This is a genomic window from Pseudomonas sp. MT3, from assembly GCF_054720805.1.
This window is the reverse complement of sequence record NZ_JBTVPY010000010.1, coordinates 83,591-106,285: the sequence shown is the minus strand read 5'-3', so window position 1 is coordinate 106,285 and position 22,695 is coordinate 83,591. Positions and strand designations below refer to the sequence as shown.

19 protein-coding genes and 1 pseudogene are annotated in these 22,695 nt (G+C 65.4%); 13 read left to right on the top strand and 7 right to left on the bottom strand.

Features of this window, described 5'->3' with window-relative positions; genetic code table 11:
* The first annotated feature begins 128 nt into the window (after window positions 1-128).
* From ACYCAX_RS12445 to ACYCAX_RS12435, 3 genes are read left to right on the top strand one after another with little or no spacing between them, the layout of a single operon-like run.
* Entirely contained in the window at window positions 129-2,117 is a 1,989-nt protein-coding gene (locus tag ACYCAX_RS12445; RefSeq protein WP_294978959.1) for an FUSC family protein, read from the top strand.
* The gene (locus ACYCAX_RS12440) at window positions 2,104-2,313 is read left to right on the top strand and encodes a DUF1656 domain-containing protein (protein WP_015478368.1); all 210 of its coding nucleotides are present in this window, start codon (window positions 2,104-2,106) and stop codon (window positions 2,311-2,313) included. Before ACYCAX_RS12445 ends, ACYCAX_RS12440 begins: the two co-directional genes overlap by 14 nt.
* Before the next feature lie 13 nt (window positions 2,314-2,326).
* A complete protein-coding gene (locus ACYCAX_RS12435) occupies window positions 2,327-3,184 on the top strand; it encodes an efflux RND transporter periplasmic adaptor subunit (RefSeq protein ID WP_015478367.1) in 858 nt (285 codons plus the stop codon).
* On the opposite strand, the gene ACYCAX_RS12430 is transcribed toward ACYCAX_RS12435, so the two are convergent.
* The 3 genes from ACYCAX_RS12430 to ACYCAX_RS12420 form a co-directional block, all read right to left on the bottom strand.
* Entirely contained in the window at window positions 3,165-4,343 is a 1,179-nt protein-coding gene (locus tag ACYCAX_RS12430) for an MFS transporter (protein ID WP_460248140.1), read from the bottom strand. The genes ACYCAX_RS12435 and ACYCAX_RS12430 overlap by 20 nt on opposite strands.
* A gap of 209 nt (window positions 4,344-4,552) precedes the next feature.
* Entirely contained in the window at window positions 4,553-5,023 is a 471-nt protein-coding gene (locus ACYCAX_RS12425; RefSeq protein ID WP_015478365.1) for a MaoC family dehydratase, read from the bottom strand.
* On the bottom strand, window positions 5,020-5,973 hold the full coding sequence (locus tag ACYCAX_RS12420) for an alpha/beta hydrolase (RefSeq protein ID WP_294978971.1): 954 nt from the start codon (window positions 5,971-5,973) through the stop codon (window positions 5,020-5,022). The genes ACYCAX_RS12425 and ACYCAX_RS12420 overlap by 4 nt, the downstream gene beginning before the upstream one ends.
* A 338-nt stretch (window positions 5,974-6,311) precedes the next feature.
* Here ACYCAX_RS12420 and fadD2 point away from each other — a divergent pair, with 338 nt between their 5' ends.
* Window positions 6,312-8,000, top strand: a complete 1,689-nt coding sequence (gene fadD2, locus ACYCAX_RS12415) for a long-chain-fatty-acid--CoA ligase FadD2 (RefSeq protein WP_015478363.1) — start codon at window positions 6,312-6,314, stop codon at window positions 7,998-8,000.
* A 75-nt stretch (window positions 8,001-8,075) separates the two neighbouring features.
* Here fadD2 and ACYCAX_RS12410 read toward each other — a convergent pair whose 3' ends face one another.
* Window positions 8,076-8,312: a YdcH family protein gene (locus ACYCAX_RS12410; protein WP_041712686.1), complete on the bottom strand. Its 237-nt coding sequence runs from the start codon at window positions 8,310-8,312 to the stop codon at window positions 8,076-8,078.
* A 534-nt stretch (window positions 8,313-8,846) separates the two neighbouring features.
* Between ACYCAX_RS12410 and fadD1 the strand changes: the two genes are divergently transcribed.
* The 4 genes and pseudogenes from fadD1 (at window position 8,847) to hrpA (ending at window position 16,521) form a co-directional block, all read left to right on the top strand.
* Entirely contained in the window at window positions 8,847-10,532 is a 1,686-nt protein-coding gene (gene fadD1 / locus ACYCAX_RS12405; RefSeq protein WP_015478361.1) for a long-chain-fatty-acid--CoA ligase FadD1, read from the top strand.
* A gap of 39 nt (window positions 10,533-10,571) precedes the next feature.
* Window positions 10,572-11,444 (top strand): annotated as a pseudogene (locus ACYCAX_RS12400) (cache domain-containing protein); the annotation flags it as partial.
* A gap of 102 nt (window positions 11,445-11,546) precedes the next feature.
* Window positions 11,547-12,302, top strand: a complete 756-nt coding sequence (locus tag ACYCAX_RS12395; RefSeq protein ID WP_460248171.1) for a methyl-accepting chemotaxis protein — start codon at window positions 11,547-11,549, stop codon at window positions 12,300-12,302.
* A gap of 163 nt (window positions 12,303-12,465) precedes the next feature.
* A complete protein-coding gene (hrpA, locus tag ACYCAX_RS12390) occupies window positions 12,466-16,521 on the top strand; it encodes an ATP-dependent RNA helicase HrpA (protein ID WP_460248139.1) in 4,056 nt (1,351 codons plus the stop codon).
* A gap of 107 nt (window positions 16,522-16,628) precedes the next feature.
* Here the strand turns inward: hrpA and ACYCAX_RS12385 are convergent, their stop codons facing one another.
* Window positions 16,629-17,333, bottom strand: a complete 705-nt coding sequence (locus ACYCAX_RS12385) for a glutathione binding-like protein (RefSeq protein ID WP_460248138.1) — start codon at window positions 17,331-17,333, stop codon at window positions 16,629-16,631.
* A 132-nt stretch (window positions 17,334-17,465) separates the two neighbouring features.
* On the opposite strand from ACYCAX_RS12385, the gene ACYCAX_RS12380 reads away from it, so the two are divergent.
* On the top strand, window positions 17,466-17,903 hold the full coding sequence (locus ACYCAX_RS12380) for an HIT family protein (RefSeq protein WP_460248137.1): 438 nt from the start codon (window positions 17,466-17,468) through the stop codon (window positions 17,901-17,903).
* Window positions 17,904-17,929: 26 nt separating this feature from the next.
* Here ACYCAX_RS12380 and ACYCAX_RS12375 read toward each other — a convergent pair whose 3' ends face one another.
* Complete coding sequence (locus ACYCAX_RS12375; protein WP_015478356.1) at window positions 17,930-18,352, bottom strand: hypothetical protein; 423 nt, start codon at window positions 18,350-18,352, stop codon at window positions 17,930-17,932.
* Between the two features lie 204 nt (window positions 18,353-18,556).
* On the opposite strand from ACYCAX_RS12375, the gene ACYCAX_RS12370 reads away from it, so the two are divergent.
* Window positions 18,557-19,621: a GGDEF domain-containing protein gene (locus ACYCAX_RS12370; protein ID WP_460248136.1), complete on the top strand. Its 1,065-nt coding sequence runs from the start codon at window positions 18,557-18,559 to the stop codon at window positions 19,619-19,621.
* 5 nt (window positions 19,622-19,626) lie between these two features.
* Here the strand turns inward: ACYCAX_RS12370 and ACYCAX_RS12365 are convergent, their stop codons facing one another.
* Complete coding sequence (locus tag ACYCAX_RS12365; protein ID WP_041712137.1) at window positions 19,627-20,139, bottom strand: ankyrin repeat domain-containing protein; 513 nt, start codon at window positions 20,137-20,139, stop codon at window positions 19,627-19,629.
* 406 nt (window positions 20,140-20,545) lie between these two features.
* Here ACYCAX_RS12365 and ACYCAX_RS12360 point away from each other — a divergent pair, with 406 nt between their 5' ends.
* The 3 genes from ACYCAX_RS12360 to ACYCAX_RS12350 are packed head-to-tail and all read left to right on the top strand — an operon-like array spanning window position 20,546 to window position 22,511.
* Window positions 20,546-21,667, top strand: coding sequence for a beta-ketoacyl-ACP synthase III (locus ACYCAX_RS12360; RefSeq protein ID WP_460248135.1), 1,122 nt, complete (start codon window positions 20,546-20,548; stop codon window positions 21,665-21,667).
* On the top strand, window positions 21,667-22,278 hold the full coding sequence (locus tag ACYCAX_RS12355; protein WP_460248170.1) for an RNA polymerase sigma factor: 612 nt from the start codon (window positions 21,667-21,669) through the stop codon (window positions 22,276-22,278). Before ACYCAX_RS12360 ends, ACYCAX_RS12355 begins: the two co-directional genes overlap by 1 nt.
* Window positions 22,272-22,511, top strand: coding sequence for an anti-sigma factor family protein (locus ACYCAX_RS12350; protein WP_015478351.1), 240 nt, complete (start codon window positions 22,272-22,274; stop codon window positions 22,509-22,511). Before ACYCAX_RS12355 ends, ACYCAX_RS12350 begins: the two co-directional genes overlap by 7 nt.
* The last annotated feature ends 184 nt before the right edge of the window (window positions 22,512-22,695 follow it).

Here is a 22,695-nt window from a genome sequence, read left to right as displayed (position 1 = left end):
TTTTTTTTGCCTGCGCGAAAGTCGGAATGACATATTGTTAGCTTGCTAATAATATCCGGGCAGCGATAGTGCCATTCCCGTTGCGGGCTATCTTTAAGCGATAGATCCGAAGCCTTTCGAGAGACTGCGTGCGACCTACGCTACAGGCATTTCTTGCGCCGGATACGCTGGCGCTGAAGTTCGCGATCAAGACCCTCCTGGCTGGCGGCCTGGCGCTTTGGTGCGCCTTCCGTTTCGACCTCGAGCAGCCACAGTGGGCGCTGATGACGGTGTTCATCGTGTCCCAGCCGTTGTCGGGCATGGTAGTGGCCAAGGGGCTGTTCCGCCTGATCGGCACGCTGGCCGGCACCGCCATGTCGGTGGTCATCATGGCCTTGTTCGCCCAGACCCCCTGGCTTTTCCTGCTGGCCGTATCGGTGTGGCTCGGCCTGTGTACCGCCGCTTCGACGACCCTGCGCAACCACATGTCCTATGCCTTCGTGCTCTCGGGCTATACGGTGGCGATCATCGGCCTGCCGGCGATCAGCCATCCGCTGGGGGTGTTCGACCAGGCCGTGGCGCGTTCCACGGAAATCTGCCTGGGCATCCTCTGCGCCTCGGCGGTCAGCGCCATCCTCTGGCCGCGCCGGGTCGAGGCCAACCTGGACAAGCAGGCGCGGGCCACCTGGCTTGCCGGGATGCAGGCCGCACGCAGCGAAATCGACGCCGATGCGCGGGAAATCAGGGGCCTGCTGCAGGCGCTGGGCAAGATCGTCGAGGTGGACGTGCAGCGCGACCACGCCTGGTTCGAGGGGTATCGCGGGCGCATGCGGTCGCGGGCGCTGCGCATCCTGTCCCGCGATCTGCTCAGCCTGTTGCGCACTGCACGTGGCGTGGCCCGCCAGCGCAGCGTGCTGGACGAGGGCGACAAGGCGCGGCTGCAACCCTGGATCGATGAACTGCAAGCGCTGTTGCAGGACCCGCAGGTCGAGCCGATGAAGATGCTGGGCGCGCGGCTGGAGCAGGCGGGCACCGACGACACCCGGTCCAATGACCTGCGCTACTGCCTGACCCGCTGTGCCCTGTTGCTGCGCAAGGCCGTGGACGCCGAGCACACCATGCGCTCGGTTGCTTCGGGCGCGGTGGATGAGCGAACGACCGGTACGCTGTCCTGGCACCGCGATGGGCTGATGGCGCTGTTCTACGGATTGCGCAGTGCCCTGGCGCTGCTCGGCATGTCGGCCTTCTGGATGGCCACCGCATGGCCCGCCGCCACCGGTGGAATGCTGCTGGCGGCGGTGATCTGCAGCCTGTTCGCCAACCGCGACAACGCCGTTGCCATTGGCCTGGGCTTCCTGCGCGGCATTCTCTATGCGATACCCGCCGCCGCGGTGGTCACCCAGTGGCTGCTGCCGCAATGGAATGGCTTCCCCTTGCTCTGCATGGCCCTGGGCGTGCCGCTGTTCTTCGCCTTGCTGGGCATGGCCACGCCGGCATTGGCCGGCACCGCCACGTCGTTCTCGATCCACTTCATCACCCTGGTGGCGCCGAGCAATGTGATGAAGTACGACCTGGCCAGCCTGCTCAATTCCGCACAGGGCATCGTCATCGGCGTGGGCTTCGCGGTCGTGGTGTTCCGCCTGTTGACCCTGCCGGCGGACTGGCTGAACCGCCGCCTGATCCAGGCCACCTGTGTCGATCTCGGGCGGCTGACCCGGCGGCCGATCGCGGAGGCGGAGAACTGGTTCGGTGGCCGCATGGCCGACCGCCTGATTCGCCTCGCGCGGCACTACACCCTGCTGCCGAAAGCCGAGCAGCGGCGCTGGCAGGACGGCCTGCTGGCGCTGGACCTGGGCAACGAGCTGATCCACATGCGCGCCTGTCTCAATGGCGCCCAGGGTGTGCTGCGCAAGTCGCGCGACCAGTTCCTCGGCGCGCTTGCCAGCGTGCTGGAGCAAGGGCCGGGCATCGGCCGCGAGCAGCGCCTGGAATCGCTCTGCGAACCGCTGGAACAGGCCCTGGCGCGTGATCGCCAGGGCGACAGCGAACCCAATCGCCTGGCCCGCGCCGCCCTGGCGCAATTGCGCCACACTTGGCGGCAGTGGTGTCGACTGGAGGAATCGCATGGGCCTGCATGAGGTCGGCTGGGGCGGTGTCTACCTCAGCCCGCTGTTCATCTACGCCGTGCTGGCCCTGGGCCTGACCGTGGTACTGCGCCTGCTGCTGCAGGCTACGCCCTTCGGCCGCTGGATCTGGCACGAAGCGTTGTTCGATTGCTCGTTGTTCGTGTTGATTCTCTGCGGCGTCACCTGGGCGCTGAGTGGGATCCCTTGAGAGGAGACGTTGCATGCGCGGATTCCTTCGCGTAGCCATCACCCTGATTCTGGTCGCTGCCGCGGTGCTCGCCGGCACCTGGCTATGGCGTTACTACATGCTGTCGCCCTGGACCCGCGATGCGCGGGTACGCGCCGACGTGGTGGTGATCGCCCCGGACGTTTCCGGGTGGGTCACCGACCTTGCGGTGCAGGACAACCAGCAGGTGAAAGCCGGCGACCTGATCATGCGCATCGACCGCGAGCGCTACGCCGCCAACCTCGAGCAGGCCAAGGCACAGGCCGAAACCCGGCACCAGCAGTACCTGCTGCGCCAGAGCGAAGCGTCGCGGCGCAATCGTCTGGGTATCGCCGCGATCAGCGCCGAAGACAAGGAAACCGCGCAGATCAACGCCGCCATCGCCAAGAGCGAGTACGACGAGGCGCTGGCCCAGGTGCGCCTGGCCGAGCTGAACCTCACCCGCAGCGAGATGCGTGCCCCGCGCGACGGACAGGTGACCAACCTGCGCCTGGCCCAGGGCAACTATGCTCAGGCCGGCCAGCCGGCGATGGCGTTGGTGGACCAGAAGTCCTTCTACGTCACCGCCTACTTCGAGGAGACCAAGCTACCCGGCATCCGCGTCGGCCAGCCGGCGAAGGTCGTGCTGATGAGCGGCGACACCCCCATCGACGGCACCGTGCAAAGCATCAGCAGCGGCATCACCGACCGCAATGCCATTCCTGACAGCCAGTTGCTGGCCAACGTCGAGCCGACCTTCAACTGGGTACGCCTGGCCCAGCGCATTCCGGTGCGCATCCATCTCGACAGGGTTCCCGAAGGCGTGCACCTGAGCGCCGGGATGACCGCCAGCGTCACCGTGAAGGAACGCTGAGGGGCGCGTCGTCCGACTCGCGCTGCAGCCAGCAGGACAGCACGGCGCAGAGCACCGAGAGCGCCACCAGGCCGATACCGACCCAGGGCGTCCAAGCGATGCCCGCGAGGCTGATCACCGCGCCGCCCAGTGCAGCGCCGAGGGCTACGCCCAGGTGCATGGCCGAGGTGTTCAGCGCCACCCCGGCGCTGCCGCTGGCCGGGTCGCTGGCCAGCAGGTAGCTCTGCACCGCCGGCGAGATCATCCAACTGATGGTGCTCCAGACCATCAGCGCCGCCAGCAGCATCCAGGGGTGCCCGAGGCTCAGCGGGATCGCCAGCATCGCCAGGGCAAACAGGATCGGTACCACGATCAAGGCGCGGCGATGGCCGAGGCGGTCGCTCAGCCAGCCGCCGAGGTAGCCGCCGCCAATGGCCGCAAGGCCGATCAGCAAGAGGGTCAGGGCGATGCGCTGGCTGTCGGTGATCCCGGCCACCTGCTGGAACCAGGGCGTGATGTAGGCGAACAGGGTGAAGTGCCCGCCCAGCAGCAGGATCGACACCAGTTGCGCCAGGTTCAGCGAGGGGCTGCGCAGCTGGCGCTTGTACGCCGCGCCATTGGCCGGGCTGACGAGGGCGCGGCGGGGCAGGGCGAGACGCAGCAGTGCGGCCAGCGGCAGCGAATAGAGGGCGATGGCGGCGAAGATCCAGCGCCAGCCGAACCATTCATTCACCAGCACGCCGGCCGGCACGCCGAACACCAGCGAGCCGCTGATACCCATGAAGATCAGGCCGATGGCGCGCCCGCGCTGGGTCGGCGGCGCCAGCTCCACCGCCAGCAGGCTGGCCTGCATGATCAACAGCCCGCAACAGGCGGCCATACCGATGCGCATCAGCAGCAGAGGGACGTAACCGGGGCTGAGCGCCGCGCCGGCGTTGAAGGCGGCGAACACCAGCAGGGTGATCACCAGCAGGCGGCGGCAGTCGGCGCCACGGGTGAACCAGCCGAGCAGCGGCGCGGCGATGGCGAAGCTCAGGGAGAACAGGCTGGTGAGCTGGCCGGCCAGGCTGAGGGAAACGCCCAGGTCATCGGCGAGTGACGGCAGGATGCCGGTGAGGATGGCCTCGGCGAGGCCCGCGGCGAAGGTGCAGAGGGACAGCAACAGCAGTCGAAGGTCCATGATGGCTCCGATTCCCGGTAATGGGGTTTCGGGCGGAGGGCCTTCGGTTATCCCGGATGGATTGAAAAATGACCAGGGCAGGGTAGTTGAGGTGAAAACTGTATACAAGTTTCCGGGGCCGGCGGCCAGCCCCGGAGTCGATCTCGGAACCTGTTCAAGGTCTTGCCGGGCGCAGCATGAGCAAGCGCAGGCAGACGTTGAATAGATTCTCAGCCGATGGTGATCGGCGGCAGGGCAGGCAGTTCGATGTTGAGCTTCTCGGTGGGTGCCAGCACTTCGGCCTCGCCTTTGACCACGGCCTTGCCATCCTGGTTGAGCACCACGGTGCCGATGCGTACGCGGTTCTTCGGCAGCTTTTCCAGCACTTCCAGCTCTACCGTCAGTTCGTCACCGAGCTTCACCGGGCGGGTGAACGTCAGATTCTGGCCGAGGTAGATAGTGCCCGGGCCGGGCAGGGTGGTGGCGATCGCCGCGCTGATCAGCGCGCCAGTGAGCATGCCGTGGGCGATGCGTTCCTTGAACTGGGTGGTGGCGGCGTAGTCGGCGTCCAGGTGCACCGGGTTGCGGTCGCCGGAGACCTCGGCAAACAGCTGGATGTCGCGCTCGCCGACGTTGCGTCGGAAGTTGGCCTTCTGGCCGACTTCGAGTTCTTCATAGGGGACGTTCTGGACCTGGGTCATAGGGGCTCCTCGGATTTCTCGACTTGCGAGACGGGGCAGTGCGCCGCCAGCCAGTCGATCAGGTTGCGGGTGATCTCGTCGCGGTTGCTCTCGTTGAACAGCTCGTGACGAGCGTCGGGATAGATCTTCAGTTGGACGTCGCGTACCCCGGCCCGGGTTATCGCCTGGGCGAGGTCGCGCAGGCGCTTGCCCTGGCTGACCGGGTCGCGCTCGCCACCGATCACCAGTACCGGCAGGTCGCTGCGGATGCGCGACAGGTGCTCCAGCGGCGTGATGTCGGCCAGGCCGCCGAGCAGGTCCAGCCATAGCTGATTGCTGCAGCGGAAGCCGCAGAGCGGGTCGGCGACGTATTTGTCGACTTCGGCGGGATCGCGGCTGAGCCAGTCGAAGGCGGTACGGTTGGGTTTGAAGGCTTTGTTGAACGAGCCGAAGGAGAGGAAGTCGATCAGCGCGCTGCGCCCCAGAGGGCCCTGGCGCCAGCGCTCGAAGCGGGCGATCAGGCGGGCGCTCTTGTACAGCGCCACTGGCTGGTAATTGGAGCCGGACAGCACTGCCGCCTTCACGCTGGCGCTGTGCTGCATCAGGTAGGCGCTGCCGATGTAGCTGCCCATGCTGTGGCCGAGCAGGACGATGGGCAGGTCCGGATGCTCCTCGCGCACATGCTGGTTCAGCGTGTGCAGGTCGCCGATCACCTTGCCCCAGCCGCCGCGGTCGGCGTAGTGGCCGAGTTCGCTGTTCTCGGCGGTGCGGCCGTGGCCGCGCTGGTCGATGGCGTAGAGGTGATAGCCGGCGGCGTTCAGCGCCAGGGCCAGGCGCTCGTAGCGGCCGGCATGTTCGGCCATGCCGTGGGACAGCATCAGAGCCCCGCGGAACTGACCTTCCGGTGCCCAGTGGCGGGTGTACAGCGGTGTCTCGTCGCTGGCGGTCAGCCAGTAGGCGGCGTAAGGCATGGGTCCTTCCCGTTGTTGTACGAATTATCGTCGAGCGAAGGTGAGACACGGCGATCGTCGCCGAAGCTGCGCAGTGTACAGCGCCGTGCGCATCTGCCCAGGCGATTTTTGCCCAGGTTCGCCCGTGGACATCTTCTGTAAGGATTGTGTCGGCTGGCCTAGGCTTCCCGCGACGTCAGGTGCTCCGTGGTATCCCTGCGCGGCAGTAGGCGGTGGCGCAAGATTCATGCAGTCAATGACACTCGCCGGAGTCTTTGCGCTGACCGGGGGAACTGTTAGCTTCCGTCAAATGACCGCAATGGCGGTTTGGTTTCGCTCAGGTACGAGGATAAGAATAAATGCAACCTGATTTCTGGAACGACAAACGCCCGGCCGGCGTGCCCAGCGACATTGATCTGACGGCCTACAAGTCCGTGGTCGAAGTGTTCGAGCGCTCCTGCAAGAAGTTCGCCGACCGTCCGGCGTTCAGCAACCTGGGCGTGACCCTGACCTATGCCGAGCTGGACCGCCTGTCCGCTGCTTTCGGCGCGTACCTGCAGAAGCACACCGACCTCAAGCCCGGTGACCGCATCGCCGTGCAGATGCCCAACATCCTGCAATACCCGATCGCGGTGTTCGGCGCCCTGCGCGCCGGGCTGGTGGTGGTCAACACCAACCCGCTGTACACCGCGCGCGAGATGCGCCACCAGTTCAAGGACTCCGGCGCCCGCGCGCTGGTCTACGTGAACCTGTTCGGCAAGCTGGTGCAGGAAGTGCTGCCCGACACGGGGCTCGAATACCTGATCGAGGCGCGCATGGGCGACCTGCTGTCGCCGCTCAAGGGGCTCCTGGTCAACACCGTGGTCAAGCACGTGAAGAAGATGGTGCCGGAGTACAGCCTGCCCCAGGCCGTCTCCTTCAAGGACGCCCTGCGCCAGGGCCGTGGCCACGGGCTGCAGCCGGTCAAGGCCGGTCTCGACGACATCGCCGTGCTGCAATACACCGGCGGCACCACCGGCGTGGCCAAGGGCGCCATGCTCACCCACGGCAACCTGGTGGCGAACATGCAGCAGGTGCACGCCTGCCTGCAGCAGCACGGCCCGGACGGCAAGCCGCTGATGCAGGTCGGCAACGAGGTGATGATCGCGCCGCTGCCGCTGTACCACATCTATGCCTTCACCGCGAACTGCATGTGCATGATGGTCAACGGCAACCACAACGTACTGATCACCAACCCGCGCGACATCCCCGGCTTCATCAAGGAACTGAAGAAGTGGCGCTTCTCCGCGCTGCTGGGGCTGAACACCCTGTTCGTCGCCCTGATGGATCGCCCGGAGTTCAAGGAACTCGACTTCTCCAACCTGAAGGTCACCAACTCCGGCGGCACCGCGCTGGTCACCGCTACCGCCGAGCGCTGGAAGGCCATGACCGGTTGTTCCGTGGTCGAAGGCTACGGCCTCACCGAAACTTCCCCGGTGGTCAGCACCAACCCCTACGGCGACCAGGCGCGCCTGGGCACCGTCGGCATCCCGGTGCCGGGTACCGCGCTGAAGGTGATCGATGACAACGGCAATGACCTCGGCCTGGGCGAGCGGGGCGAGCTGTGCGTGAAGGGCCCGCAGGTGATGAAGGGCTACTGGCAGCGCCCGGAAGCCACCGCCGAGGTGCTGGACGCCGAAGGCTGGCTGCGTACTGGCGACATCGCGGTGATCGATCAGGACGGCTTCGTCCGTATTGTCGACCGCAAGAAGGACCTGATCATCGTCTCCGGCTTCAACGTCTACCCCAACGAGATCGAGGACGTGGTCATGGCCCACCCGAAGGTCGCCAACTGCGCGGCGGTCGGCGTGCCGGACGAGAAGTCCGGCGAGGCGGTGAAACTGTTCGTCGTGCCGCGCGAGGGCGGGGTGACGGTGGAGGAGCTCAAGGCCTACTGCAAGGAGAATTTCACCGGCTACAAGGTGCCCAAGCACATCGTGCTCAAGGACGCCCTGCCGATGACGCCGGTGGGCAAGATCCTGCGTCGGGAGCTGCGCGAAACGGCTTGAGGCGAGCGTGAACGAAAAGGGGGGCTGATCCAGAATCAGCCCCCTTTTTTATTGCCGGTTGTCAGCCAGAGCCGGTCAACCGCCACAGCCGCCACAGCAGCTATTCTTCTTGCGCAGGATCTCGTAGAGATCGTCCTTGAGCTGCAGCTTCTGTTTCTTCAGCGCCTCGATGGTGTCGTGCGAGGCAGGGGTGATGCCGGCTTCCATGTTCTTGATCTCCTGATCGAGATCGTTGTGGCTATGGAAGAGCTTGGCGAAATGCGGGTCTTCGGCTTTGAGGCGAGTAATCTTTTCACGGAATTCGGGAAACATGAGGGTTCTCCAGGCGAGTGCAAAAGTACTCTGCGTGATCTGCACCTGGCCGGTGTTGAGGTAGATCATTTCCGGAAGATGATTTCGCAAGTACCTGGCGGATGATTCGTTCACCGGCCCGCAAGCGCCGACGAATGTCCTTGCTCTTCACCCGGTGGGCAGGATCGGCATCGGGAACTGCGCGAAACCGCCTGGTCGGACTCCGCCGATCCACCTCCGTGACGGGACCGCTCTGGCGATCAGTCCCCGTTCTTTTTTCCGGTTTCATCTCCCTGAAACCTGCCTTGTCTGACAATCCAACAAGCCTGTAGCCCCTCTGGGGCGGGCTTTTCCGACGAGTGGGCGGTTAGTGACCGAAATGACTGCTTTTGGTCATTTTTCTGACTGACAAGGCCGTGTTTGGTGCTGGTCGCGTTTTCTCAAAGCTGCTAATCTCGGCCCGCTTTTCGCTCCCTGCCTCAAGGGAAGGCGACATAAACACAACAACGAACCGCACTGCGGTAAAGATAAGCTGTTGCTTAGGAGTGGGCTTCCATGACCGATAATTTCTGGAAGGACAAATACCCAGTGGGGATCGCTGCCGAGATCAACGCTGACCAGTACCCGAACATCCTCGCGGTGCTGAAAGAGTCCTGCCAACGCTTTGCAAACAAGCCCGCCTTCAGCAACCTGGGCAAGACCCTGACCTACGGCGAGATGTACAAGCTCTCCGGGGACTTCGCGGCCTATCTGCAACAGAACACCGATCTCAAGCCAGGCGATCGCATCGCCGTGCAACTGCCCAACGTGCTCCAGTACCCGGTCGTGGTCTTTGGCGCCATGCGCGCCGGCCTCATCGTGGTCAACACCAACCCGCTGTACACCGCGCGGGAAATGGAGCACCAGTTCAACGACTCCGGCGCCAAGGCGCTGGTGTGCCTGGCGAACATGGCGCACCTGGCCGAGGAAGTGCTGCCCAAGACCGGCATCCGCAACGTCATCGTCACCGAAGTGGGTGACATGCTGCCGCCGCTCAAGCGCTTCATCGTCAATTTCGTGGTCAGGAACATCAAGAAGATGGTTCCGGCCTTCAACCTGCCCAATGCGCAGAAGCTGACCGACGTCCTGGCCAAGGGCCGTGGCAAGGCGGTGGCGGAAGCCTCGCCCAAGAGCGACGACGTGGCCGTGCTGCAGTACACCGGCGGCACCACGGGTGTGGCCAAGGGTGCGATGCTGACCCACCGCAACCTGGTCGCCAACATGCTGCAGTGCAAGGCACTGATGGGCGCCAACCTCAACGAAGGCTGCGAGATCCTCATCGCGCCGCTGCCGCTGTACCACATCTACGCCTTCACCTTCCATTGCATGGCGATGATGCTCACCGGCAACCACAACATCCTGGTGACCAACCCGCGCGACCTGGCCAGCATGGTCAAGGAGCTGTCGCAGTGGAAGTTCACCGGCTTCGTCGGCCTGAACACCCTGTTCGTCGGCCTGTGCAACAACGAAGGCTTCCGCAAGCTGGACTTCTCCGCACTGAAGCTGACCCTCTCCGGCGGCATGGCTCTGCAACAGGCCGCAGCCGAGCGCTGGAAAGACGTTACCGGCTGCGCCATCTGCGAAGGCTACGGCATGACCGAGACCAGCCCGGTGGTTTCGGTGAACCCGTTCCAGAACATCCAGATCGGCACCATCGGCATTCCGGTTCCGTCGACCCTGTGCAAGGTCATCAGCGATGACGGCCAGGAGCTGCCGCTGGGCGAGCGTGGCGAGCTGTGCGTGAAGGGCCCGCAGGTGATGAAGGGCTACTGGCAGCGCCAGGAAGCCACCGACGAGATCCTCGACAAGGACGGCTGGCTGCGCACCGGCGACATCGCGATCATCCAGGAAGACGGCTACATGCGTATCGTCGACCGCAAGAAGGACATGATCCTGGTGTCGGGCTTCAACGTGTACCCCAACGAGCTGGAAGACGTGCTCGCCACCCTGCCGGGCGTGCTGCAGTGTGCCGCCATTGGCATCCCGGACGAGAAATCCGGCGAGTCGATCAAGGTCTTCGTGGTGTCCAAGCCGGGCGTCACCCTGACCAAGGAGCAAGTCATGCAGCACATGCACGACAACCTCACCGGCTACAAGCGGCCCAAGGCCGTGGAGTTCCGCGACAGCCTGCCGACCACCAACGTCGGCAAGATCCTGCGCCGAGAATTGCGCGACGAAGAGCTCAAGAAGATCAGGGCCTGAGCCGATAAACAAGGAACCCGCCGCGAGGCGGGTTTTTTGATGCCTGCACGGAAGCGGGTCCCTTATCTGCCTGAGGTCCATGCCGTGAATACCGTCCTTCGACTGCGCGCCAAGGTACTGCTCCTGGCCATCGCCCCGATCCTGCTCCTCACCGTTCTGTTGTGCGCCATCGCCACCGTTGCCCTCATGCAATTGTCGACCCAGCAGGAGGCGCAGATCCGCGAGAACCTCACGCATGACCGCGAGGCGCAGTTGAGGAACTTCGTCGATGTGGCCCTGGCTGCCGTTGGCCCGATCTACCAGGCTGCCGCCCAAGGGGATGCCCAGGCGCGCGAACAGGGCATCGCGATCCTCAAGCGCCTCGAATACGGCAAGGGTGGTTATTTCTGGGGCTATGACACGCGCTCCGTACGGGTCTTCCAGGGCACCAGCGACGAGCGCCTGGGCGAAGACTTCAGCGGCTATCGCGACCCCAATGGCGTCTATGCCATCCGCGAGTTGGTAGCGGCGGGCCAGAGTGGCCAGCACTATGTGCGCTACAGCTTCACCCTGCCGGGCGGCAATGCCATCGTGCCGAAGATCGGCTATGCGCATTTCCTGCCCAAGTGGAACCTGGTGTTCGGTACCTCGCTGAATCTCGATGACGTCGAGCGGGAGGCTCAGGAAGCCGGCGCTGCCTTTGACGCGAAGATCGACAACCTGCTGCTGTTGATGGGCGGCTCGGCGCTGGCACTGCTGCTGGTGATCGGCCTGCTTGCCGGGCTGTTCAGCCGCACCATCGTCCAGCCCATCGTGCAGGTGCGCGACAATCTCGACGACATGGCCGCCGGCGATGGAAACCTGACCCACCGTCTGAACCTGGGCCGCAGCGACGAACTGGGCGAACTGGCCGGCTCGTTCAATCGCTTCGTCGAAAAGATCCACGTGCTGGTGCAGCAAGTGGCCGGCACTACCCACCAACTGTCCGGGCTGGTCGGCGACGTGGCGCAGCAGGCGCAGCGCTCCGAGCGGGCGATGGACGGCCAGCGCCACGAGACCGACCAGGTCGCCACCGCCATCAACGAAATGACCGCCGCTGCGCAGGAAGTGGCGCGCAGCGCGCAACAGGCGGCCGACGCGGCGCAGCAGACCGACCGCGAGGGGCAGGCGGCCAAGCGCGAAGTGGACCTGTGCGTCGCGCAGATCAACGACCTCGTGGGCGAGGTGCGCAGCAGCAGCGACTCCCTCGACACCCTGCGCCAGGACGTGCAGGGCATCGTCGGCGTGCTCGAGGTGATCCGCTCCATCGCCGAGCAGACCAACCTGCTGGCGCTCAACGCCGCCATCGAAGCGGCCCGCGCCGGTGAGGCCGGGCGAGGCTTCGCCGTGGTCGCCGACGAAGTCCGCGCCCTGGCCAGCCGCACCCAGCAAAGCACCGGGGAAATCCAGCAGATGATCGACCGTCTGCGCGGTACCACGGAAGGCTCGGTAAGCGCCATGCAGCGCGCCAGCGACATGGCCGAACGCACCCGCGGCCAGGCCAACCAGGCCGGTCAGTCGCTGGACGCCATCGCCCAACTGATCGGCACCATCAACTCGATGAACGCGCAGATCGCCAGCGCCGCCGAGGAGCAGACCGCCGTCGCCGAGGAGATCAACCGCAGCGTGCACCAGATCGCCGGTGGCGTGGAAAGCGTGGCGGATGACGCCGCCAAGGGCGCACGCACCGCGACCGAACTGAACGGACTGGGAGAGCGCTTGCGCCAGCTGGTCGGCCAGTTCCGCATCTGAACCGGCGGGGCGCAATGCCCCGCCAATCCGGGCCGCCAAGCATTCGGCATGGCGGCCCGTGCCGGTCTTTTGCGACAATTCACGAATTGTCGCCACGACAGCCCATTCCAGGGACCGGCCCCGCACCAGCTCGCGCCGCTCCCGCCTGATGCCCGCGAAGCCGATGACCACAGACAGTACGCCGACTCCCGAACAGCTCCTGCAGCGTATGGATCACGCAATGATCCGCGACCGCCATCGCCTGCGCCGGCAGCTCCATGAACTGCGCAAGCACCCCGACGAAGCCAAGCTCGTCCAGTGGGCCGAGCGCTTCCAGGCCTCCTGCGCCAAGGCCGAGGCGCGCCGCGCGAGCATCCCGTCGATCCGTTACGACGACAGCCTGCCGATTGCCGCCAAGCGCGACGAGATCAAGGCTGCGCTGATGAAGAGCCAGGTGGTGGTGATCGCCGGCGAGACCGGCTCGGGCAAGACCACCCAGCTGCCGAAGATCTGCCTGGAGCTGGGCCGTGGCACCCACGGCCTGATCGGCCACACCCAGCCGCGCCGCTTGGCCGCGCGCAGCGTGGCCACCCGCGTCGCCGAGGAGATCGGCACGCCGCTGGGTTCACTGGTCGGCTACCAGGTGCGTTTCGAGGACCAGAGCGACGACAGCACGCTGATCAAGCTGATGACCGACGGCATCCTGCTGGCCGAGACCCAGCATGACCGTTACCTCGAGCGCTACGACACGATCATCGTCGACGAAGCCCACGAACGCAGCCTGAACATCGACTTCCTGCTCGGCTTCCTGAAGACCCTGCTGCACCGCCGGCCGGATCTGAAGCTGATCATCACTTCGGCGACCATCGACCTGGAACGCTTCTCCAGGCATTTCGGCGACGCGCCGATCGTCGAGGTCTCGGGGCGCACCTACCCGGTGGAAACCTGGTACCGCCCGCTGGCGGCGGAAGTGGACGAGGATGGCGAAGCGCTGTTCGACGACCTCTCCGTGGACCAGGGCATCCTCCGCGCGCTGGACGAGATCGCCGCCCATGAACGCGACGTCGGCAAGCGCCCCGGCGACGTGCTGGTGTTCCTCCCCGGTGAGCGCGAAATCCGTGATGCCGCCGACATGCTGCGCAAGGCGAACCTGCGCCACACCGAAGTGCTGCCGCTGTATGCGCGGCTGACGCCGGCCGAGCAGCAGAAAATCTTTGCGCCCATGCCGGGGCGCAAGATCGTGCTCGCCACCAACGTCGCGGAAACCTCGCTGACCGTACCGGGCATCCGCTACGTGATCGACAGCGGCACCGCGCGGATCAGCCGCTACAGCTACCGCGCCAAGGTCCAGCGCCTGCCCATCGAGGCCGTCTCGCAAGCCAGCGCCAACCAGCGCAAGGGCCGTTGCGGCCGGGTCGAGCCTGGCATCTGCGTGCGCCTGTACAGCGAGGAAGACTTCAACGGCCGTCCGGCCTTCACCGATCCGGAAATCCTGCGCACCAACCTGGCGGCGGTGATCCTGCAGATGCTGCACCTGCGCCTGGGCGACATCGAGGCCTTCCCCTTCATCGAGCCGCCGGACGGCAAGGCGATCAACGACGGTTTCACCCTGCTGCAGGAACTCTCGGCGGTGAACCGCGAGGGCCAGCTGACGCCGCTGGGCCGCCAGCTGGCGCGCCTGCCCATCGACCCGCGGCTGGGCCGCATGCTGCTGGAAGCGGCGCAACTGGGCAGCCTGCCGGAAGTGCTCACCGTGGCCAGCGCACTGTCCGTGCAGGACCCGCGCGAGCGGCCGATGGATCGCCAGCAGGCCGCCGACCAGGCCCACGCTCAGTGGAAGGACCCGGATTCGGACTTCGCCGCACTGATTAACCTCTGGCGCGGCTTCGAGGAGCAGCGCCAGGCGCTGGGTTCCAACCCGCTGCGCAATTGGTGCCGGAAGAACTTCCTGAACTATCTGCGTCTGCGCGAGTGGCGTGATGCGCACCGCCAGCTGACGCTGATCTGCCGTGAATTGCAGCTGCCCTTCGGCTCCAAGGCTTCTGGTAGGAGCGAGCTTGCTCGCGAACAGCCCCACACCGCGAAACCCCAGGACAACAAAGCCGCCGGCAAGGACTCGAAGAGCGTTCGCGAGCAAGCTCGCTCCTACAAAGGTGGCGAGCCGGATGCGAAGCAGCGCGACATCGACTACGCCGCCGTGCACAAGGCAATCCTCTCCGGCCTGCTGAGCCAGATCGGCCAGAAGGCGGAGGAGGGCGACTACCTCGGCGCGCGCCAGCGGCGTTTCTGGATTCACCCTTCCAGCGTGATCGGCCGCAAGAAACCGCAGTGGATCATGGCCGCCGAGCTGGTGGAGACCACCAAGCTGTTCGCCCGCATGGTCGCGAAGATCGAGCCGGACTGGCTGGAGCCGCTGGCCGGGCACCTGGTGAAGAAGAACTACCTGGAGCCGCACTGGGAAAAACGCCGGGGTCAGGTGGTGGCCTACGAGCAGGTCACGCTCTACGGCCTGATCATCATCGGCCGCCGCCCCGTGCACTACGGCCCCATCGATGCGCCGGTATCCCGCGAGATGTTCATCCGCGAGGCGCTGGTGCGTGGCGAGATCAACAGCCGCGCCAAGTGCCTGTCGGCCAACCGCCAGTTGCTGGAGAAGCTCGACGAGCTGGAAGCCAAGGCGCGCCGGCGCGACATCCTCGCCGACGAGGAAACCCTGTTCGCCTACTACGACGAGCGCCTGCCGGCGGACATCTACCAGTCCGCCAGCTTCGAGAAGTGGTACGAGCGCGAGCACAAGCAGCAGCCGGACCTGCTGATCATGCGCGAGGAGGACGTCCTCGCCCGTGACGCCAGCGAAGTCACTGCCGGCCTCTACCCGGACCGCCTGCGCCTGGGTGACCTGCAACTGCCGCTCACCTATCACTTCGAGCCCGGCCACGTGCGTGACGGCGTGACCGTGCGCGTGCCGGCGCCGCTGCTGCCGCAGTTGCCCGCCGAACGCCTGGAGTGGCTGGTGCCAGGCCTGCTGGAGGCCAAGTGCATCGAGCTGGTGCGCAGCCTGCCCAAGGCCATCCGCAAGAACTTCGTGCCGGTGCCGGACTTCGTTCGCGCTGCGCTGGGCAAGATGGTCTTCGCCGAAGGCGCGCTGTCCGAATCCCTCGGCCGCGAACTGCAGCGCATGACTGGCAGCCGCGTGCCCGAAGAGGCCTGGGCGGAGGCCGAAACCCAGGTGGAAAGCCACCTGCGGATGAACATCGAGGTGGTCGACGCCCGTGGCAAGTTCCTCGGCGAAGGCCGTGATCTGGCCGAGCTCACCGCACGCTTCGCCGAAGCCAGCCAGGCCGCGCTGGCGATCCCGCAGGCGGACAAACCGCAGAAACCAGTGGAAGCCAAAGGCTTCGGCGAAGTCGCCGAGAAGCTCCAGCAGAAGGTTGCCGGTCTGTCGATGACGGTTTACCCGGCGCTGGTGGAAGAGGCCGGCGTGGTGAAGGAAAACCGTTTCCCGACCCAGGCCGAGGCCGACTACCAGCACCGCCGCGCCCTGCAGCGCCTGCTGCTGCAACAGTTGGCCGAGCCGGCCAAGTTCCTGCGCGGCAAGCTGCCGGGGCAGACCGACATGGGCCTGCTCTACCGCGAGCTGGGCCGGGTCGAGTCGTTGGTGGAAGACATCCTGTTGGCCAGCCTGGACAGCGCCATTCTCGACGGCGAAAGCAGCCTGCCGCGCGATGGCGCCGGGCTCGCGTCACTGGCAGAGAAGAAGCGCGGCGCATGGACCGAGCACGCCGAGCGCACCGCCCGTCTGACCCTGGAAATCCTCAAGCTCTGGCACGGCCTGCAGAAGCGCTTCAAGGGCAAGGTCGACCTGGCGATGACCGTGCCGCTCAACGACGTGAAGGGGCAGTTGGCCAAGCTGGTCTACCCCGGTTTCGTCCGCGACACGCCGCTGGAGTGGCTGAAGGAAATCCCGCGCTACCTGAAAGCCGTGGAGCAGCGCCTGGACAAGGTCGCCGGCCAGGTCCAGCGTGATCGCGTGTGGAGCGGCGAGATGGCCGGCTACTGGGAGCAGTACTCGGCGCGCCTGGCCAAGCACGCCCAGGAAGGCAAGCGCGACCCGGAGCTGGCGTTGTACCGCTGGATGCTGGAGGAATACCGCGTCTCGCTGTTCGCCCAGCAACTGGGGACGAAGCTTCCGGTGTCGGACAAGCGCCTGTCGAAACAGTGGAGCCAGGTCGAGGCCTGAGGTTCAGACTCTTCGTAGGAGCGAGCTTGCTCGCGAACCCGCCCAGCGTCTGAGCTGCCGGAGAATTCGTTCGCGAGCAAGCTCGCTCCTACAGGTCTATGCCGCAGTCAGTCGCGCTTGGGAATATTCAGCCCACGCTGCACCGCCGGCCGCGCGAGGAAGCGCTCCAGCACGCGCTTCACGTTCTGGAAGTTGTCGAAGCCCACCAGTTCGCCCGCCTCATAAAAACCGACCAGGTTGCGAATCCACGGGAAGGTGGCGATGTCGGCGATGGTGTAGCGCTCGCCCATGATCCAGTCGCGGCCTTGCAGGCGCTGGTCGAGCACGCCCAGCAGGCGCTTGGCCTCGTCCACGTAGCGCTGCAGCGGGCGCTTGTCCTCGTAGTCCTTGCCGGCGAACTTGTTGAAGAAGCCGATCTGGCCGAACATCGGGCCGATTCCGCCCATCTGGAACATCAGCCACTGCAGGGTTTCGTAGCGGCCGGTCGGGCCGGGGACGATCAGCGAGTCGGTCTTGTCGGCGAGGTAGACCAGGATCGCGCCGGACTCGAACAGCGCCAGCGGCTTGCCGTCGGGACCGTTGGGATCGAGGATCGCCGGGATCTTGTTGTTCGGGTTCAGCGAGAGAAATTCCGGGGACATCTGGTCGTTGCGCTCGAAGCTGACCAGGTGCGGCTCGTAGGGCAGGCCAAGCTCTTCCAGCATGATCGATACCTTCACGCCGTTGGGCGTGGGCAGCGAGTACAGCTGCAGGCGGTCAGGGTGTTCGGCGGGCCATTTGCGGGTGATGGGGAACGCGGAAAGGTCTGACATGCATACTCCGGTCAGGTCACTGAAGAAAAGCAGCGAAAGGCCTCAGGATAGCCCTCCACGCGCCGCCGGTCATGACCCAGGCGCAACAAACCGGTATGGTGCGGCACCAGAGTCATGCACAAGGAACCGACCATGAGCCTGCACGGCACCTACGATCCACAGAACATCTTCGCCCAGATCATTCGAGGCGATGCGCCCTGCTACAAGCTGTACGAGGACGACGACGTCCTGGCCTTCCTCGATCTCTTCCCGCAGTCCTACGGCCACACGCTGGTGATCCCCAAGCGCAGCGCCGCGCGCAATATCCTGGAGGTCGATCCCGATGCGCTGGGCAAGGTGATGCGCGTGGTGCAGCGCCTGACCGGCGTGCTGGTGGAAGAGCTCAACCCCGACGGTGTGCAGGTCGCCCAGTTCAACGGTGCGCCGGCCGGGCAGACGGTATTCCATATCCATATGCACATCGTTCCGCGCTATGCCGGCGAGGGCCTGGGCATCCACGCGGCGAACAAGGCCGACGTGGGTGAGCTGGAGAAGCTGCAGGCGCGCCTCGTTGCGCGTTTGAATGGCTGAAGCGCGCCTGGGCGGTTGGGGTTCGCTCAGCGGGTGACCACCGGCTTGATGTCGAAGCCCGTGCGGTTGTCGCTGTTGATGCGGAAGCGGTTGTCGTTGCCAGGCTCCAGCGACACCAGCAACTCGCGGCGCAACATGGCCTTGCTGCACAGGCCGTCGCCATCCTTGTCGCCGATGATGCCCACCACGTGCTGGCCTGCCGGTACGTGGAAGCTGGCCGATTCGCCCGTGCCGATGCGCGCCGCCACCTCGCGGTCGATGGTGACGGCGACATAGCAGCCGCCGCCCAGGTAACCCGCATCACGCGTTACTTCCAGTTCCACGCTGTCCTTGCCCGGTTGCTGGTAGGCCAGCAGCCGGTCGGCGGGAACGGGATGGATCTCATCGCTCTGGTACGAGGCACAACCGGACAGCACCAGCAACGGCAGGACAGCAAGGATCGAACGCATAGACTTCCTCCACGGATGATGCAGCGAAGGCTAGTCCAGACGGACCGATCCTGCCGCTAATCGACCCGCGTGCCCCGAATGATTCGGTCGGATGGCTACGAAGTGTAGGAAATTGGAGTAGTCTTCTGAGGCGGGAACTGGCAGAACGATTGGATTTCGCCACGACGGCCGACCCGCTGACGGCCGAGCCAAGGAGCCAGGCTGATGCAGCGCAACAGCGATCCCGAACAATTGTACGAGCCCAGCACCGGGCCGACAGGGCTGGAAGAGGCGGATCACCGTCTGCTGATGCGGCTGATCTTTGCCTGCACCGGGGCGACCCTGGGGGTATTCGGCATTCTGCAGAGCCTGGCCGGCAACTACTGGCTGGCCATCACCGAGGCCGTCGCCTGCGGCATGCTGCTGTGGGCCGCGCACCGTCTCAAACGGGTACGCCGCCTGGTGCCCTGGATCATCGCCTACCTGCTGCCAACCTTCTGTTTCATCCTCTATATCATCGTCATGCCCAACGCGTCGGCCACGGCCTTTGTCTGGGTCTACCTGATGCCAGTCATGGCCTACCTGCTGCTGGGCAAGCTGCGCGGCTTCCTGCTGGCCGTGCCGTTCATGCTGCTGGCGACCCTGATGTACCTGTACATGAACCACCTGCGCCTGGATGCGCCAGGCCTGATCGACATCGGCAATGGCATCTTCTGCGGCGTGCTGGTGCTCGCCTTCATGCACGTCTACGAGGGGCGGCGTGCCGACGCCTACAGGCAACTGCGTCGCCTCGCGCTCACCGACACCCTGACCGGAGTGGCCAGTCGCGAGAGCTTCCAGCGTGCGTTGCAGCGCTGTATCCAGGAATCGGCTCGCTACGACGCGCGCCTGGTGCTGGTGGTGCTGGACGTCGACCATTTCAAGCTGATCAACGACCAGTGGGGGCACGACGCCGGTGACAAGGCCCTGCAGCACCTGTGCAAATCCCTGCGCCACCGCTTGCGCGCCACCGACCTGATCGGCCGCCTGGGCGGGGAGGAGTTCGGCATCCTGCTGCCGTACACCGACCGCTACGACGCCCAGCCGCTGGTGGAGTCGCTGCGTAAGGAAGTGTCGCGGTTACCGCTGGAGTACTCCGGCCAGCGGATTCCCCTGTCGGCCACCTTCGGCCTGGCCGAATGGCCCTCCGACGGCCTGGACGCCGACGAGCTCTACCGCTGCACCGATCGCCGCCTGTACCGGGGCAAGGCGGAAGGACGGGATCGGCTGGTCTGCAGCGACCCGGTCTGAGCGGCTCAGGTGGCGTCGAGCAGGGCGAGGGTGTCGGCGGCGTTCATCATCCGCGCGGCGGCCAGGGGCGTCAGGCCGCTGGCGTCCTGTGCCACGCGGTTGGCGCCGTGCTCCAGCAGGCAGCGGACGATTTCCGGGCGATTGAACATCGCCGCCATCATCAGGGCGGTCTTGCCATCGGCTGAAGCACCCTCGACGTCGGCGCCGTGCGCCAGCAGCAGGCGGACCATCCGCAGATCGCCCTTGAAGGCCGCACCGGCCAGCGGTGTCTGTCCGGCGTTGTTGCGCAGGTCCGGATCGGCGCCGTGGTTCAACAGCACCTGCACCGTATCGTGGTGGCCGTAGTAGCTGGCCAGCATTAGCAGGCTGTCGCCCTTGTGATTGCGCAGATTGGCCGGCAGCCCCTGGCGCAGCAGCTCGGCGAGGCGCTCGGTATCGCCCTGGCGGGCCAGGTCGATCACCTGATTGGCAAATTCCAGTGTCTGTTCGTCCATTTCCGGGCGGGGCATGTCACTCATCCTGTCAGTCTTCCTGGGCAATACGCCGAAGCATACGGGGCGCCACCGATTCCGGCGCGCCAGCGGTTGCTATGGTGCCCTTGCAGAATTTCAATCGATTGAGCCATGCCAGGGAGTACGAGGCTTTCTTACGGAAAGTGGCGGAATTACCACGCTTTACCGGCGACTTTTTGCCGAAAATTGCAGCATAATCAGCGGCCAGCGGTTGTACCAAGGTGCCACCGAGGACCGCCGGGCGGTGAAAGGTGCCGCTCGCGGGCGGGGGTGGCACACTGCCTTGTTACATCCCCCGGCATCCGCGTGATGCCGCGGAAACCCAGACTATCCAGTGCCGGCCAGCGTGCGGGCACCTTGATGCCTAACCTTGCCGCCCGGTCCGGCGGCCCGATACAGAAGAGGATTGACCGTGCATAAAGTCGTGATCAGCGGAACTGGCCTGTACACCCCGCCGTTCAGCATCTCCAACGATGAACTGGTGGAATCCTTCAACAGCTACGTCCGCAGTCACAACGAGCAACACGCCGACGCCATTGCCAAGGGTGAAATGGAGCCGCTGGCCGAATCCAGCTCGGCCTTCATCGAGAAGGCTTCCGGTATCAAGAGCCGCTTCGTGGTGGACAAGGAAGGTATCCTCGACCCGCAGCGCATGGCGCCGCGCATTCCGGAGCGCTCCAACGAAGACTGGGGCATCCTCTGCGAGATGGCCGTGCACGCGGCGAAGGAAGCCCTGCAGCGCGCCGGCCGTACCGCCGCGGACATCGACGGCGTGATCGTCGCCTGCTCCAACCTGCAGCGCGCCTACCCGGCGGTGGCCATCGAAGTGCAGGCCGCCCTTGGCATCCAGGGCTTCGGCTACGACATGAACGTCGCCTGCTCCTCGGCCACCTTCGGTCTTCAGGCCGCGGTGAACAGCGTGCAGCTCGGCCAGGCCCGCGCCATCCTGCTGGTCAACCCGGAAATCTGCACCGGTCACCTGAACTTCCGCGATCGCGACAGCCACTTCATCTTCGGCGATGCCGCCACCGCCGTGATCGTCGAGTGCGCCGACCAGGCCACCAGCCCGCACCAGTTCGACGTGGTGAGCACCAAACTGCTGACCCAGTTCTCCAACAATATCCGCAACAACTTCGGCTTCCTCAACCGCGCCGCGGAAGAGGGCATCGGTGCGCGCGACAAGCTGTTCGTGCAGGAAGGCCGCAAGGTGTTCAAGGACGTTTGCCCGATGGTGGCCGAGCTGATCGGCGAGCACCTGGCGCAGAACGACATCCCGGTCAGCGACGTGAAGCGCTTCTGGCTGCACCAGGCCAACCTGAACATGAACCTGCTGATCACCCGCAAGCTGATCGGCCGTGACGCCGAAGCCCACGAGGCGCCGGTGATCCTCGACACTTACGCCAACACCAGCTCGGCGGGTTCGGTCATTGCCTTCCACAAGCATCAGGACGATCTGCCCGCCGGCTCCATCGGCGTGCTGAGCTCCTTCGGCGCCGGCTACTCCATCGGCAGTGTGATCCTGCGCAAGCGCTGATCGTGCCCGCCGACGACAGCGAGTTGTTGTCGCGCCTGCTGGCCGGTGACCAGCAGGCCTTCCGCACCCTGGTAGCCGCCTATCAGGGTGCGATGCGCGCTGTCGCTATCGCCATCGTCGGTGCTGCCCATGCCGACGAGGTGGTGCAGGACGCCTGGCTCGCCGCCGTGCGCAACCTCGACGGCTTCCAGGGGCGTTCCAGCCTCAAGACCTGGCTGCTGACCATCACCGCCAATACCGCGAAATCCCGCCTGCGCAAGGTTCGTCGCGATGTGTCGCTGGACGACCTGCCCGCGCCCCACGGCAGCATCGACGACAGCCGTTTCGCTGCCGACGGCCATTGGAGCCCGGCGCCGCTGGCCTGGCACGAGGACTCGCCCGAAGCCCTGCTGGCCGGGGACGAACTGCGTGAATGCCTGGAAAAGACCCTTGCCAGCCTGTCCGAGCTGCAGCGCAGCGTCCTGCTGCTGCGTGAGCGCCAGGGGCTGGACTTGGAGGCGATCTGTAATCTTCTGGACGTTTCGCTCTCCAATGTCAGGGTGCTGCTGCACCGCGCGCGGCTGAAGGTGTTCGCCACGCTGGAGCACTTCGAGGAGACCGGGGAATGCTGACCTGCAAGGAACTGGTGGCACGCTCCAGCGACCTGCTGGATGAGCAACTGGGCTTTCGCGAGAAGCTGGCGCTGCGCCGACACCTGCTGCTGTGTCGCAATTGTCGGCGTTACCTGCGGCAGATGCGGCTGACCCAGGCTACTTTGCGCGCGCTGCCGGAGAAATCCGGCGCGGACACCGACCTGCTCGCCGCGCACCTCGCCGAGCTGCGACGGGACCATTCGCGGCGCTGACCCTGGGGAAGGCCCTTCGTGGGGGCGAGTTTGCTCGCGAGCCGATGTTTTCGGCGACTCCAGCATCAAGCGGGTTCGCGAGCAAGCTCGCTCCTACAAGAGCGGGATCGCCTGGCGTTCTTCCGTAGGAGCAACTGCCTACTTCTGGGCGATCTGTGCCAGCGCTTCCCCCTCACCCCAACCC